This is a genomic window from Halomonas sp. (assembly GCF_052095695.1).
In the GTDB taxonomy this organism is placed as follows: domain Bacteria; phylum Pseudomonadota; class Gammaproteobacteria; order Pseudomonadales; family Halomonadaceae; genus Vreelandella.
Genome location: NZ_JBQDLQ010000039.1, coordinates 17,713 through 33,243, shown reverse-complemented (window position 1 = coordinate 33,243; position 15,531 = coordinate 17,713). Strand labels below are relative to the sequence as shown.

Here is a 15,531-nt window from a genome sequence, read left to right as displayed (position 1 = left end):
ATCGGCCTCGATGCGCTGCACCGGGCGGCCATGATCATCAAAGAAGAACTGTTGGCGGAAGCCTTGCGGGCCTTCAAGCTCCACCAGCCGCCCTTGGGGGTCGTAGTGGTGGTGCCAGTGGTTGCCATCCGGCTGTTGGGTAGCCAGCCGTTGGCCGCGCACATCGTGCTGGGTGCGCGTGGTTTCCCCCAGCGCATTGGTGACGCTGGCTAGATAGCCGTGGCGGTCGTATTCATACGCCGTGCGCTGCTGGGAGCAGTCGATCTGGGCGGTGACCTGGCCTAAGCCGTTCCACTCGCGTTGGTGCGTGGCGCCCACTGCATCAGTCACTGTGGTGGGACGGTCGGGCAGACGCTCATCGTCATAGGCAAACGCCGTCGTGCCTTCCGGCCCGGTCACTTCTAGCGGCTGGCCACGTTCGTTGCGCGCGATCTGCCAGCGCTGGCTCTCAGGTCCTTCCACGCTGGTCGTATCGCCCATGGCGTCACGTTTGAGCGTCCAGCGCTGGCCGTCAGGCGTCGTCTGGCCGATTACCTGGCCACTCTCGTCGCGTTCGATCAGCGTCTCGCGGCCCAGCGGATCAACCGTCGCCACCTTGCGTCCGGCGCGGTCGTAGCGGAACTCGATGCGTGAGCCGTCAGCGCGGGTGTGAGCGGTCCAGCGCTGGCCGGGGCCGCTGCCCACAAAGTGATACCGCTCTTCGCGGCCCAGGCTGTCCGCTACCTGAGTGTGATCAACGTGATAGGTATAAGATCGCGCCAGGCCGCCGGCTTCCTGCTGGCCGACCACGCGGCCATCCGGAGCGTGGCGATCCCAGGTGTAGTGGGCTTCCATACCGCCGGGCACCCGATGGGCGGTTAGCATGTGAGCCTGCCACTCGAACTCACGCACCACTTCACCATGACGGTGGCGCACAGCGATCAAATCCCCGACGGGACTATACGAGTAGCGCACTAACCAGTCATTCTGAGCGCTGCCGTCATGATCCTGAACCAGCGTGACGCCGGTCAGGCGCTGGCCTGCATCATCGACCTGCTTGGGCAGCAAGGCATCGTAGACGAACTGATAATGACGCTCGGCGCTGTCGATAACGCGCACCAATAGATCAGCTTCCCATTGATACTGTGTGGTATAGCCGTTGCGGTCGCGTTCTTCGATCAACGCCCAGCGCGCGGTAGCGTCGTCAGGGCGGGCAAACACGTAGTAAAGGCCGCCTGCATCGCTAAGCACGATGCGGTCAGAATTCTGGCGCAGCTTCTCATCCAACGCCTGCCAGCGGATATCGTCACTTTGTGCGTTGTCTTGAGATGCTGACGCCCCCCCGCGGCGTATCCATAGCTGTTCGGTGGGAGAGAAACGCGCCTGCCCGGGTTCAAGCGGCCCAAAGGTAATGGCTCGACCCTGAGCATCATGGACGATACAAGCATCGTCGCTAAGCGTCATCGCAAGACTTTCGCCGGGTAGCGACCAGCCCTGGCCCAGCACCCCAATCCGCCCATTGCTGGAAAGATACCCACGGCTAAATACAAAGGGGCGCGGTGCCGGTAGCGCAAAATCGGTCTCGGCGGGCAGCAGTTTAGCACCCAGCAGCGGGTTTACGGGACTGCCTACCGCTGGCTCACAAGCGCTACAGTCATCGGCCAGGCCATCGATAATGTCGATAGCATTCAGGGCCAGCGGTGTGGCGGCGGCAATATCACTGCTCAGCAGAGGTGTTTGATGAGGTTCAAGAGTGACATCCTCGCTCTCTTCGGGTTCGGCCTCTCCGGGCAGGTTGGGCAGCACAATCGCCTGCCCCTGGCCACGCCCAGGACTGCCGCCGGAGTTGATTTTTACCTGGGCGCCGACAATGGTTACGCCGCTGGGGTCGAGTTTTACAAAGCTTCCGCCCGCTTTGAGGGTGATCTCCGCACCGGCCTCTAACACAACCTGCGTACCGGCCTTGTGATGAATCTCCTGCCCGGCTTCCAGCAGCTGGGCCTGGCCAACTTTCTCATGTCGAGTGCCGTCGATCATCAGGTGGTCGTCGCCGTCGACCTGGGTGTGGCGGTTGTTATGCACCGTGTGATGATCGTCGTTGTCGATCTCGCTGATGCGGTTGTTGTGTACCTTAAGGTGGCTGTCGTTTTGAATTTCTTCAGTGCGGTCGTTAAGCGTTAGCAGCTCCAGGTCTTTCTGGGCGTGGAGCCATATCTGCTCTTCACCCGCTTCATCTTCAAAACGCAGTTCGTTGAAGCCTTCGGCCTTGTGGCTCTGGGTACGGATGACCGTGCGGGTTTTGTGCTCTGGCAGCGGGTACGGCGCGGTATTCACCGCGTGATAGGTACGCCCGGTGACCAGCGGCTGATCGGGGTCGCCCTCTAAGAACGAGATAATCACTTCGTGGCCAATACGCGGAATGGCGATACTGCCGTAGCCACCGCCCGCCCAGCCTTGGGCAACCCGCACCCAGCAACTGGCCGTGTCGTTAGGTTCGGCGTAGCGGTCCCAGGGGAACTGCACTTTGACCCGGCCGTGCTCGTCGCAGTGGATCTCTTCGCCTTCCGGGCCGACCACAAAGGCGACCTGGGGCCCATCGACGCGAGGTTTGGGGTTGAGGGTCGCTCGCCAGGGGGCGTTGCCGGGGATCAACGTGACCTGGTTGTGGTAGCGGGTCATCCCGTTGGCATCGCCCTGAGACTCTTTACCGACAATCATCCCATCCTCTTCCAGCGCCTGGGGTTGCTCACCGAAGTGGCTGACGTCAATGGCCTGCCAATCGCGGTTGAGGCTATCGATGTCATGATCCATCAACGTAAAACGCAGGCCAGGCGCGAGCTCGGGCAGATCACTTTCGGCACTGGCGGTAATGGTCTCGCGGCGAAGCTGTTCCAGGCGAATGCGAGCGAACGGCTCTCCAGAGGCGTCCTGTTTATAGCGGCCGGGGTAATCAAAATGCTCGTAGTCAGACTGCTGACCGTGGGTCTCGACATCACGGCCTAGATGTTCGTGCAACTGGGCGTAAACCGGGTTCTTGAAGCTGTAGTCTTTCAGCGTGGCGGAGGCCGCGGCCACCCGGGCGATGTGGCTGAGTTTGCGCACATGGCGGCTGGGAGAAGTGCCCCCGGCTCGGCTGTGATAAGTGCGTTCGCCAAGGCTCGTTAGTACTTGCGGGTCGTCGGCAAAGATCAGCCGGTGGGCGCCGCCATCGCTGCCTTTACCTCGTTCAGCAAATTCATGGAAGTAGAACAAGCCTTCTTCAGCCGCTAGACGCTCGATAAAGGCGAGATCTGTCTCGCGATATTGAACGCAGTACTCGCGCTCAGGAAGATCACGGTTCACCGCAAAGGCCACATCGGTGATGTCGCGCTCATCGCACAGGGTATTGATGATAGTGAGCGGGTCGGTCTTCTGGAAAATCCGCGAGTTCTGGCGTAGCGAAAGCCTCCAGAGCGCGGGGCGCAGTACTAGCGAATAAAAGGTGCGCCGGTGGCCGCGGTCGCCCTGACCAAATTCGCTAACGATACCGTGCACCCGGCGCAACGGTTCGCCGTCTTGCCAGATGATCAGGGTGGCTTCGCGATCCAGCAGTTCGGCGGCATCTAGGCTGCCGTCCCGGCTCGCTAGGTTCAGCACCAGCTCAAAGGGTTGGGAAAGCGCTTCGCGATGAGTGAAGTCAATCACCGCGATATCATCAACGCCGGGGAGTGTTAGGGTAAATTGCAGGCCTGTGCTTGTCATTTCAGCCGCCCTCCCCTGAACCAGAGCCAATCACAACACCGCCGCAATCCACCGCGTGGCCCGTCAGTGCAGCGGGTTTGCCGTCGATAAAAATAGTGCCCGAGCCCTGTGCAATGGCGCGCGGATGCGTGGAGTGGCTGGGTTTGTCGTGTGGCGCGAGCGGGTCGCCTACGCGAGCGACGGGCTTACCGTCCATTAGCACCGTGCCGCTACCGGCGGTTACCGGCGTAGCAGGAAAACCGTCGTGGTCGGTTCCCATATCGCCCACTAGTACAAATTGCTGGCCCATTGCGGGTACTCCTTATTACATGACTGCATTACATGACTGCTTATTCGTGCGGCTTATTCATCGAGCTTATTCGTCCCACTTTGCGGGCGCTTCGTAGCTGGCGACCTCAAAGGCATCAACGTATTGGCGAGTAAAGCCGGCGGCTTCCAGGCTATCGATGGCCGAGTGGCACACCAACGGCAGGCGTGTCTGCAGCGGTACACCGCTGAGGCTGCGGCGCACGGCCATGAGTAAGCGGGTGCCATGGCCGCTGCCTTTCCACTCTTGGCTGATGTAGAAAAAGCGCAGCTGCCAGGCAGCCTCATCATCAGGGCGACAGGCCAGCACCATGCCTAGCGGCGGCCCGTCACCATGGCGTAGCGCCAACAGTCGGCCCTGCCAATGCGCAACCTTACCTTCGTCGCGCTGTAGCCAAAGGCCGCGGTGAACGGTAAATTCCAGCGCCCGGCGCAACGTTTCCAGCACGCTTTTATCTTTTAGCACCCACGGTGAGTGCCCCTTGGCATCCGCGTGGTAAACCGCTTCGATAAAACTGTCGATGTCCTCGCTGCGCGCCTCGACTAGCGGGGGGCGGGCGCGTCTTACGCTGCTTTGATGCTTATGGCGCGTCGTTGGCTGAGACGTGTCGGCGCTAAACAGTTGCTTAAGTTTGGTCAGCATTGCTGCCTCGCTCGGCGTAGAGCGCCGCTGGCAACTGGAAGCCCGCCGCTAGCGGGCGCGTAAAGGGGTTGGCCGAGCCGTTAGCAAACAGGCGGTAACGCATCGAGCCGCCATCGACGTTGAAGCGCAGTTCCAGCTCCCGCTCGCTGACACTGGTGATATCGGCTTGTTCTAACAGCCGGAACCAGGCCCAGGCGCCGTCTTGCGTCATGCTGCGCGGCGAACGGTTGATTTCACTAGGCACCATAGTGACGCGGCTTTCATTGCCACCGCGTAAAGTATTGGGCCAAATCATCGAAACACGCTGACTGACGCTGTGGGCGTATTCGATCAGTTGGCCGTCTACGCTGATCACACTGCGCCGCTTGTCTGGGCTTAAGCTCACCGGCTCTAGGGCGAACTCCACATCCAGCGCGCCGTCGCGGCTAAAGTAGGCGCGACGAATTTGCTCGGCCTGTTGAACGGCGGTGTGTAGGCTATCGCGTAATAGCGAATTACCGTCAGTATCAACCAAATACTCGGGCGCGCCCTCAATGAAGGGCTTTAAGCTTTCTTCATAGAAGGCATCTAAGGTGCCGTTGGGGGCAAAGAAGTCTTCAAAGTCGCTAAGCGCGACTTCACTGGTGGCGCCGGGGGCAAGCGGGTAGCGGCCAGCTAGGCGCTCTTGATAAGGCGCGACCACTTCATCCAGCCAGAGATGTTCCAAATGACGCGTGGCACTCACCATCATTAGCTGCCAGCTCTGATCAGCCAAATCATGCAGCATTCGGCCTACCGGCTCCGGCGTGTTTTCGGCAATGCGCTGTAGGTTATAAATAGGGTCGTTACCGCGCAGCGAAAGCCGATCACGTACATTCATAAAGGCTGCACGCTCTGCATCGCTCGATTCTTCAATTTCTTGCAAGTAGTTGCGCAGCTCAGTGACCGCTACCTTAATTTCCTCAAGCGACGAGGGATTGTCATTACGCGCCTGGCTGAGCTGGTTAATCGGCGTAAAGGGCTGCTCAATGGCCAGCGCTAGCTGGTATCGCTGAGATTCACGCAGCGCGGCGCGGGCCTGCTCGTCATCCTCGGGTAGCTCAGGGTAAAGGCTGGTATTACGCTCAACAGCGTTCAACAATCTGTCTAAGGGTCGCTGTGAACCCACCAGCGCATCCGCCACCACGATGGCTTGATGAATGTCCGGCAAAGGCACTAACTGCGTATTGCGCAAGGCATCGCGCCAGCTAACGTGATAGTCACTCACGTAGTATTCGCGCAGCGCCGTTTGCAGCTGCTGTTTATCGGCTTCGCTAAAGTTAATGTTATCGCGCTGACCCAACACCCACACGTCGATCAGCGCGAGCTCTGTGGCCCGATCAAGCTCTTGTAGGAAGTAGTTCTCGAAGCCGTCGCGGGTCACCAAGTGAGGCAGCTGCACGTACTCGGCCTGGTCATTGCGCGCCATAAATACCGTATTGAACAGCGTGCCGACGCTACGGCGCAGGTCAAGCGGTTCACCTTGACGGCTACCGGCGACTTTCAAGGACGTATACACCCGCTCATCAACCGGCTGACGAGAAAGCTCTTGCTGGGCAGCCTCGATGCTGCCTTGAAGCGGTGCCATAGCCTGCTGAGCACGCTGCTGACCGTCGGCAATATGCCCCTGTAAATCACTATGTATCAACGCGTAGTCAAGGTGCGTCAACAGGCGCTCTTGAACGTCGCCCTGCTGAGGAAAGTAGCCCTGCCAGCGCTGCGCCATAAAGCGCTCTACCCGCTCAGGCTGACGGCCACTGGCGTCTGACATCATACGCAGCACGCGCAGTAGCGCTAGTTTCGCGTTACTGCCTTCCTCGGAGCGATTCATGTCGTCCACGATGCCGATCATTAATGCCGGCAGGAACTGATTTTCCAGCATCACCAAATAGGCACGCTCAACCTGCGCGCCAATGATATGTCCTTGATAAAGCCCCATATCGGCTAGGTAAGGTGTGTGCGTGCGGTATTCGGAAAAGGTTTCCAGCGCATAGCGCAGCCTGTCTAGCGGTTCTAGAAACTCATAGCCGCTGGGGTCGTCACTTTGGAACGCCTCAGGCTGAGTGGCTAAAAACGTTGCCGCCCGCTCTTCTACTGCGGCGAGAGAGACGCTGTTCTTCTGATAGAAATGCGCCCAGCCACCGATCAGCCCAACGCCCATAATCAAGCAGGCAACCAGACTGATATTGCGCGCCCGGCGGCGGCGCTGAGTCACACGGGTGTTATCGCCTGCTAAGCCTGCCTCGGGATAAATAACTTTATCAAACAGCTCTTCGGTGAAATAAAGCGCGCTGCGGGTGGCCCGGTGCGCAGGCTGCACGGTATCGCCCATGCCGTAGCGGCGCGCGGCGGCATCAACAAACGGATCTTCCGGCACGCCCTGCTGATAAACCGAGGTGAAATACGTGCCGCGCACCATCGCCGCCGTTGAGAAGCGATCGCTCGACAGCGCCTCGGTCAGAAAGCCGAACAGCACATCGCGCAGCCCCGCTAACTGACGCACAAACCGGAATACCGACTCACGCTCATCGCGGTCGCGGCACTCGGACAGCATGGTCGGCATATGCTGGTTCAAGCGTGCCAGCATGGCGTCATAATCAGCTTCGAACTCAGACTCCCACTTGCCGGGCGTGCCCATTGAAGCCGCTGAAAAGGTAAAGCCAAGCGGCGCACGGCGGGCTGCGCGGGAATAGTGGCGGAAGAAGTCGTCAAAGCCATGCAGCAAGTCCATTTTGCTAAACGTGACGTAAACCGGTAGCCGGGTGCCGTGGCGCTCCATTAATTCACGTAAACGGCTTCGCAACAGCGCGGCATAGGCTTTGCGCACCGCCACTTGGGCGTGGCTTAAACGGGCTAGATCCAGCACCAGTACAACGCCGTCTAACGGCCGCTGGGCGCGATTGCGCTCAAGCCAATCGACAAAATGATCCCACAGCCTGCGCTGTAGCTCTTGAGGCTCACCTCCCTCCATAGCGCCTTGCGTTAGCAGCTCACCATCGGGGTCAATCAGTACCGCTTTGTCGCCAATCCACCAGTCAAAGCCAAGCTGGCCCTGCTTGCTACTCTGCCCGGATGCTTTCATCACGTGGGTCAGCGCAAAGGTTTGGCCGGAGCGATTTATCAGGCTGGTTTTGCCCGCATTTTCGACCCCCATCACCAGGTACCAAGGCAGGCGATAGCGGCCGTTATGGCCACCGCCTAGGCTCGACGTGATTTCAGTCAACACGCTGGCGAGCGAGGCTTCTTGTTGCTCCACCTGGGATATAATCGGGTCTTGCTGGCGAGCGTCTTCGTGCTCCCGCTCTTCATCCAGGGTGCGCAGCCGGCGCGCTAAGCGGACTCCCCAGATCACGGCAATAAGAGTGACGACGGCCAGCGTTGCCAACAAGCGGTTCGTCAACGGAGCAAGCGGCATGACGTCACGTATTTCCCAACGCGGCCCCAGCCACCAAATAGCGACCAATAATACAATGAGCAAAACCACCCACAGTAGTGTTGAGATCCGCAGTAGCCCTTTCGCTTTATTACCATGTGCATTGGCACGGTTTTTCGCTGTTTGTGCCCGCGACAAGCCAGGCACCCAGCGGCTCAGCTTTGATGTTAATGTTGACCACATTAGCCTTTATCCCTCGTCCCTGTTACTGATGAATATTGTTTAGTGCGTTTCTTTAACCGCCGCGTGAAGCCGCGACACAAGCGATGGTTCCCACTGCTCCATCGCAAGCTCGGTGATGGTTTGATGCAATGTGCGGTAGTGCTGCTGCGCAAGGCTTTCCAGGCCGGTCTCATGCAAAAGGTCCGCACTCGCTAAACGCCAGTAGGCGCTTTCACGAGGCGACCGGGCGGCGCTAAGGCCTTGATCAAGCACTTTTAATGCCGCCCCCATATCGCCACTTTCTATCTCCTCGCGAGCCTCTTCTAAGCCTGCCTGCCAAGCATCATTACCGCCACTGGCCCCGCCGTTACCTGGCATTCCGCTGCTATGCAGCCAGCGCTGCGTCTCATCGTCGACGAACGCCGAACCGTTATTGAAGGTCAGCACCTCAATGCCAGGCAGGCGTTGCACAAAGCGCTGCGCTTCATCACGGATCGCCTCAGCGCAGCGCGGATGCCCCAGCTGCTTGGCAATCCCAGCGCTCAGCCGGTGGCCTTCTAGCCAATAGGGACTGACCGCTAGGCTGTTTTCAATGCGCTGCCATAAGTCGCTGTCGCCGCCGCGCGCAAAGGCTTCTCGGTAGCCGGCAATGCGGTCGGCGGAAACGGGCGCAAGCTCTGTCCGCCCACCTTCTTTAGAAGAAGGCAGCGCCTGTATGGCACTCCAAACGGCGTAGCGACGAAGGCGGTAAGCAAGCGGTTCACCCGAGGCCTGCTCGGTCAAAAAGTCTGCCATCTTGAGCAGCGCCTGACGATTCGAGCGCTCGTTACCCGCCTCTAAGCGCAGCTCCGGCACTTTCGCGGGCGCCTCAGCCGTCGGTGCCGCTTGCTGCCCTGCTTGGCTGCTCGCGGTCTCGCTTCGCTCACTCGGTGGCGTAGCGCTATCGCTATTGGCTGAAGACGGTGTTTGAGTAGGACGCTGCGCAGTGAGCTGGCGGTTTAACTCATTCAGCGTTTGCCCGGGGAGTGAGTATTGCTCTACGCGTGCCTGCAGCTCCGTTAGCGCGGTATCGCAAGCCTCGAACTCATCGTCTGCATTATGAAAGTCCAGCCCGGCGGCGAGCTTTACGCTGCGCTGGGTAAACTGCTGAAACAACCGTGGGCGCAGCTTGCCCCCCCGCGGGCCATTAAAGGGATAGGCATGCGCCCACCAGGGCTGATCCAGAGCACGCGTTAACAGGCGCAGTGACAGCGCAAAGCGTACGCCATTGCCATCGTGCTGTAGGCAGTGCAGCAAATGGCCCAGCACTTTTAGGTCTTTGCCGCGCTCGCTCAGCATGCGAATCGCCAGCGCTTCAGCGCTTTCCCACGCGACACTTGCATGCTGCAACGAGCCGACTTTCATCATTTCAGCATCAAGGGCTAGATAATCGCTGGTTTCCTCAAGCGACTCCCCCACAGGCTGCCCGTCTGCATTGTTAGCCAGCGGGGCCAATAGGGGATCGAGATGAGCGGCGGTGGTAATACGCATAGTTGGCTCCCTTACCAGCGGCACGCTTCGCGCATGGGCTGAATAGCTTGGCGCAAGCCCGTGATGTCAAAACGCAAACCATTCAACACGGCGACATCGCTTGTCAGCGTGACCTCATTGGCGTTAAGCAGCTGTCGCAACGTCTCAATAGCGGGCAGGCCTCGGCCGCCGTTAAGCACATGGCCATCGTCGCGTGCGCGCCACTGCTGTTGAATACTGCCCGCATTAGTCGAAAGCTGAAGATCAACGCGAGCCGCATTGACCGGTTCAGGCATGTGCAGCTGGAAGCGAGTGATCGCTTTCTCACAGGCCATCACCATCACCGGGCGCGGCGGCGTAGTTCCCAGCGCAGGTACGCTCATCAACACATCATCGCCGGCTTGTTCCACCATTAGCCCTAGCGACTGTGTATCTCGCCCTGCCTCTTGGCGCTCAATGGCGTACCACAGGTCGGATAGCTCTGAATCGTTTGTTGTGGTCAGCGTTGGTTTAAACACGTCGTCGTAGCAGCTGAGCCGATCTAAACGCGAGGGCTCTACCGCACAGGCCTGCGCGTTATCCAGCACACTCTCTGGTCCTGCTTGATCCGCATCGGCGTACAGCCCTGGGCTACTGCCAGCGCCTATAATGAGCAGCGCCCTGCATGACCATTGGCGCGTCAGTAAGGTCATTTTCATTTGGTATCCAGTTCTAGCAGTTGGCACTTGTGCGCCAGCGTTCGCTTAGGTAAGCCAAGACTTTCAGCGGTTTGCGCTCGGTTGCCGCCAAAGTGCAGCAACCGCTGACGAATAATGTCGGACTCGACGTCCCGCAGCGCCTGGCGCAAGTCGTCAATACTGTCCGGCAACGCGTACGCGCCACCGCTGGTCGGCAGAGCCGTATTTACGGGCGCGTCATTCTCAAGCTCTCCTGGCAGCACGTAGGCATCAATATCGGTGCCTTGCGCGGTCATAGCGCAGGCGTAGTCGATGAGGTTTTTTAACTCGCGTACGTTGCCAGGGTAATCGCGACCGTGCAGTAAGCGCAGCGCCGCGGGCGTAATACCCATTTCGACACGTTCTTCACGCTGGCAGAAATCGGTGATGAACGACTGCGCCAGCTGAGCGATGTCATCGCGCCGCTCGGCAAGCGGGGGCAGGGTCAACGGGAACTGGCCGAGCCGGTAGTAAAGGTCGGCGCGAAACTGCTGCACGCGGATATGCTCGCGAAGCGGCTGATGGGTTGCAGACACTATGCGTAAATCGGCGCAGCGTTCTTCGCTCGCCCCCAAAGGGCGATACCGGCCGCTTTCCAGCACGCGCAGCAGCTTGGCCTGCAGCGCCAGCGGCATATCACCCACTTCATCCAGAAACAGCGTGCCGCCGTCGGCTTGGCTAATCAGCCCTTCCTGGGCCTGGTCCGCGCCTGAAAACGCCCCTTTGGAATGACCGAACAGCTCAGACTCCAGCAACGCTTCGGGAATAGCAGCGCAGTTAATCGCCATAAACGGACCTTTTGAGCGCACCGAAAGCTGGTGCAGGGCACGCGCCACCCGATCTTTACCCGTCCCGGTTTCGCCTTGCAGCAAAACGGCCAGATTAGTTTCTGCTGCTCTCACCACTTGGCGGCGCAGCGTGTGCATAGCCACCGACTGTCCCAGTAGGTCTTCTGCTAGCTGGTCTGCCAGCGCCTGGCGCCGGGCACCGTCGTTAAGTTTGGCGAGGGAATCACGCAGCGCACGCGTACGATGCCGCTCGCCCTGCTCTCTCGAAAGCCGTGCCCACAGCCTGCATAGCAATGCTTCAAAAGCCGCCATGCCGGGCTCGTCATTAAGCGCGGTAAGAGCATCCCGCTCGCCAATCATCAGCAGCACACCCAGCCACTCTTGATCACCGTCTATTGCCCGTAGTGGCCTCACTTGGAGGCATTTACCCGCCGCTAAGCGCGCCACTTGCGTTTGAAACGCACGGTGGTCCAAGCGCGTGCGTGCGTCCCCCACGCTGAGCGTTAGCGCTTTACCGCTACGAATAACGTGGGCGTAGGGATGGCTAAAATCACTGCAATCGAACTGCGCGGCACCGCCGTCACGCCCCAGCCAGCGGCCGCTGCCCTCTACAGCGAGGCACACTGCGCCATCCAGGCCCAGACCAGCCCGCACCAGCGTTGCTGCGCGCGCGCGCAACGCCTCTGCGTTAGCACTCTCTACTAGGGTTAATGCAATCGGCATTGCGGCTAGCAGCGTCATGGGGTTACGCGACCTCCGCAGTAAAGGTGCCCAGTTCAGCATCGACACCCAGCGCAACGCGGGTCACCTGCTCACGACGCGCCATGCGTTCGAGCAATGCGCGCGATAGCGGCGGAAGCAGCTCACCGTCAATCACTGACTCCAGCATGCGCGCACCGTTTTCACTGCGGGTGGCACGCTGGCAAATGGCATCCACCAGGGTGTCATCCAGCGCTACATCCGCATGCCGATGGCGTTCGCGAATACGCGTTGCCAGCGTGTGCAGCTTGGCTTTGGCGATATCGCGCAGCGTATCGCCGTCTAGCGGTAGATAAGGCACCACTTCCATACGGGCGAGCAGTGCGGGCTTGAAGAACTCAGCCAGTACAGGGTAAAGCGCTGCATCAAGCTGGGCAGCGTTGTCGCCGTGGCGGACAATGGCCTCATAGCCAAGGTTCGAGGTCATGAAAAAGAGCACGTTTTTACAGTCGATTAAGCGCCCTTCCCCGTCGGCCAGCTCACCTTTATCGAACGCTTGATAGAAGAGGTTCAACACATCAGGATGCGCTTTTTCGACTTCGTCCAGCAGCACCACCGAGTAAGGCCGCTGACGGATCGCCTCAGTCAATAGACCGCCCTCACCAAAGCCCACATAGCCAGGCGGTGAGCCAATTAGCCGAGAAACGGTATGCTTCTCTTGGTATTCGGACATATTGATAGTGGTCAGGAACTGGCGCCCGCCATACAGCTGATCGGCAATCTGCACCACGGTTTCAGTCTTACCGACCCCGCTGGGGCCCACCAATAGGAAGGCCCCCAAGGGCCGCCCTGGCCGGCGTAAATCCGCACGGGCAGTCAGCAGATGGCGGTGAATGCGCTCTACCGCGCTGCTTTGGCCCTGGATTAATTCGCCTAGATAAGTAGGCAGCTCGGTAAGCCGTGTTAGCTCATCGCTGGTCATGCGCTCTACCGGGACACCTGTCCAGTCGCCGATCACCTGGGCAATCTGTGCTTCTTCAACACTAGGATTAACCAACGCAAAGGTTTCTTGCAGCTGTGTCAACTGCTGTTCACGCTCGGCCAGCGCCTGATGAATGCCTTCAGGCAGTTGATCCAGCGCATCGCTATTGGTGGCGTCTAGCAACTGGCGATGCATCGCAACAATCGCATCAACACACTCACGCTGCGCCTGCCAGGCGGCTTCTAGGCTTGCTAGCTCCTGCTCAAGTGTGGCTAGGCGCTCCGTTAATACGTGATGGTTTTCGCTATCGGGCTCGCGACCCAACAGTCGCTCACGCTCAAGCTGGTCGCGCTCACGCAATGCGGCGGTGTGCTCGCTTTGCAGATGGCTGAGCCTGCGCGGCGGCGTGTCTAACGCCTGTGCTAATCGCGTGCAAGCGGTGTCCAGCACGTCGATCGCTTTGTCTGGCAGCTGCCGCCCGGCCAAGTAGCGTGCCGACAGTGCCGCGGCGGCGCGCAAACCGCTGTCGCCAATCAGCACCCCATGGGCACGCTCATAAACATCTCGCAGGCCGCGCAGAATCACCAGCGCCTGCTCCACGCTCGGCTCAGAGAGCGCTATAGGCTGGAAGCGCCTTGAAAGCGCGGGGTCTTTTTCGAAGTACTTTTTGTATTCGCGCCACGTGGTCGCGGCAATGGTGCGCAGCTCGCCACGCGCCAGCGCAGGCTTGAGTAAGTTGGCCGCATCACCGCCCCCTTCCTGATTACCGGCACCAATCAGCGTGTGCGCTTCATCAATAAATAGCAGCGTAGGGCGCGGTGCGTTTTTCACCTCATCAATCACTGCTTTCAGGCGCTTTTCAAACTCGCCTTTAACGGCAGCGCCTGCCTGCAGGGCGCCTAAATCAAGGGTCAGTAGCTCAACATCTTTTAGCGCTGCAGGAACCTGCCCTGCCACAATGCGTGCTGCCAACCCCTCCACAACGGCGCTTTTACCCACCCCGGCATCACCAATCACAATCGGATTATTCTTGCGCCGACGTCCCAAAATATCGAGCATCTGATCGATTTCCGGGTCGCGCCCCAGCACGGGGTCAAGCTCGCCTTGGCGTGCCTGTTCGGTTAAAGAGGTGGCAAACCGCGCCAGCGCACTATCGTTTCCAGGCTTCTCGCTTCCAGGCCCCACGCCAGACTGGCGCCCTGCGTTTGCGGGTGGGTCACTGGGAGCCTCCGCCGATTCAGCGGCCAGGTGCTCTAAATGGCGGCGCAGCGTTTCGCGATTGATATCCGCCAGCAGGCGCACCGAACCCGCGCCAAGATAGCGCTCAGCGTTATGCAGTAAAGCCGTTAGCACGGCGCCACTGCGTAATGCACGGTGCTGATATTCGGTAGCGGCGAGCAGCCAAGCGTCTTGTAATAGCTCCACCAGCAGCGGTGAAAAGCTGGGCGTGATGATCTCAAGATCGCGCGGTGGGCGCGTTTCTTCGGCCAACTGGGCACGCAGCGCCGCAGTATCGATCTCGAAATGCTCGCACAAGCAGCGTACATCGCACAGCGGCTGATCCAGCAGCGCTTGCAGCAAATGCGCGGCCGCGACTTCTGGCGCCTGTTGCTGTGCGCACAGCACCGCGGCTTGTTCGAGTCCTTGGCGGGTGATCGGGTTCAGCCGATCAATAAGCGCCGGTAGCTCTACCCTGAGCATGGTATCTCCTAACGATAGATTTGGTTAAGAAGCGAGGTAATCTGCTCAGCCTGCTGGTCTAATGACCATGACAGGCCCATATATACCGCCACCATGGCAAGCCCAAATAGCCCAAAGATGCCCCAGATAGGAAAGCCCGTTCGCCGCCCTTGGCGAGCGTTAACAACGTTACGCAATGGATGCGTAAGCGTTTCTTCAGAGGGCTGATCCAGAGTAGAAAGCTGGTCACCTAGCGCACGAACGATTTGTTCGTACTCATCACGACCGTGGGTCATCACTCGATAGCGACCTTCAAAACCCAGGCATAGGCATAGGTAAATAAAGGCCAACATGTCGCGGTAACGCTTGGGCTCTTGCTGCAGCCGCGCCAGGATAGAAAAGACTTTTTCGCCACCCCAGGTTTCGTTATGAAAGCGCGTTAGCAAGGAGTGTTCCGCCCACTTACTCTGCCGCCCCCAGGACATTCCCATCACCGCTTCATCGATGAAGGAGCACAGCACGTAGCGGTAAGCGAGCAGCGTTGCCCGGTCGTAGCCTTGTTCGGTCAGTTCGATTTCAATCGCGGCAATTTCGTCGACGACCTGGCGATAAAGCCGCTCGACATCGCCTGCGCTATCGAGCTGGCGCACACGCACTACCATGCCAAGCAGGCTGCTCGCAGCGTCTACCAGTGGATTTAAATTGTGGCCGCGCAGGCGAAACCAGTAGTCCTCATCGGCATCCAACTGCTCGGCGTGGCTATGGATTAAATGCTCTAGGCCACGCTCATTGATCAGGTCTTCATGGCGCGCTTTGCTGCGCTCAGTGCGTGGACGCGCCAAATTGCGCTCATCGGTCGTGAGATGTTGCATGGC

At 59.4% G+C, this 15,531-nt stretch carries 9 protein-coding genes and 1 pseudogene; all 10 read right to left on the bottom strand.

The annotated features are described in order from the left end of the window. On the bottom strand, nucleotides 1-1,644 hold a 1,644-nt coding region (locus ACTH5D_RS09735), incomplete at its 3' end, for a DUF6531 domain-containing protein (protein ID WP_441670665.1). Between the two features lie 60 nt (nucleotides 1,645-1,704). Next, nucleotides 1,705-3,720, bottom strand: a pseudogene (locus ACTH5D_RS09730) (type VI secretion system Vgr family protein); the annotation flags it as partial. 1 nt (nucleotide 3,721) lies between these two features. After that, on the bottom strand, nucleotides 3,722-4,009 hold the full coding sequence (locus ACTH5D_RS09725) for a type VI secretion system PAAR protein (RefSeq protein ID WP_441670663.1): 288 nt from the start codon (nucleotides 4,007-4,009) through the stop codon (nucleotides 3,722-3,724). Between the two features lie 66 nt (nucleotides 4,010-4,075). Next, the gene (locus tag ACTH5D_RS09720; protein ID WP_441670661.1) at nucleotides 4,076-4,669 is read right to left on the bottom strand and encodes a GNAT family N-acetyltransferase; all 594 of its coding nucleotides are present in this window, start codon (nucleotides 4,667-4,669) and stop codon (nucleotides 4,076-4,078) included. Further along, a complete protein-coding gene (tssM, locus tag ACTH5D_RS09715; RefSeq protein WP_441670659.1) occupies nucleotides 4,653-8,303 on the bottom strand; it encodes a type VI secretion system membrane subunit TssM in 3,651 nt (1,216 codons plus the stop codon). The genes ACTH5D_RS09720 and tssM overlap by 17 nt, the downstream gene beginning before the upstream one ends. Before the next feature lie 39 nt (nucleotides 8,304-8,342). Next, the gene (gene tssA, locus ACTH5D_RS09710) at nucleotides 8,343-9,812 is read right to left on the bottom strand and encodes a type VI secretion system protein TssA (protein ID WP_441670657.1); all 1,470 of its coding nucleotides are present in this window, start codon (nucleotides 9,810-9,812) and stop codon (nucleotides 8,343-8,345) included. Between the two features lie 11 nt (nucleotides 9,813-9,823). Then, the gene (gene vasI, locus ACTH5D_RS09705) at nucleotides 9,824-10,489 is read right to left on the bottom strand and encodes a type VI secretion system-associated protein VasI (protein ID WP_441670655.1); all 666 of its coding nucleotides are present in this window, start codon (nucleotides 10,487-10,489) and stop codon (nucleotides 9,824-9,826) included. After that, entirely contained in the window at nucleotides 10,486-12,036 is a 1,551-nt protein-coding gene (locus tag ACTH5D_RS09700) for a sigma-54 interaction domain-containing protein (RefSeq protein WP_441670653.1), read from the bottom strand. Before ACTH5D_RS09700 ends, vasI begins: the two co-directional genes overlap by 4 nt. A gap of 4 nt (nucleotides 12,037-12,040) precedes the next feature. After that, nucleotides 12,041-14,677 carry a type VI secretion system ATPase TssH gene (gene tssH / locus ACTH5D_RS09695; RefSeq protein ID WP_441670651.1) on the bottom strand — a complete coding sequence of 879 codons (2,637 nt, stop codon included), beginning with the start codon at nucleotides 14,675-14,677 and terminating at the stop codon, nucleotides 12,041-12,043. Between the two features lie 8 nt (nucleotides 14,678-14,685). After that, the gene (gene icmH, locus ACTH5D_RS09690; protein WP_441670649.1) at nucleotides 14,686-15,528 is read right to left on the bottom strand and encodes a type IVB secretion system protein IcmH/DotU; all 843 of its coding nucleotides are present in this window, start codon (nucleotides 15,526-15,528) and stop codon (nucleotides 14,686-14,688) included. Nucleotides 15,529-15,531 lie beyond the last annotated feature (3 nt).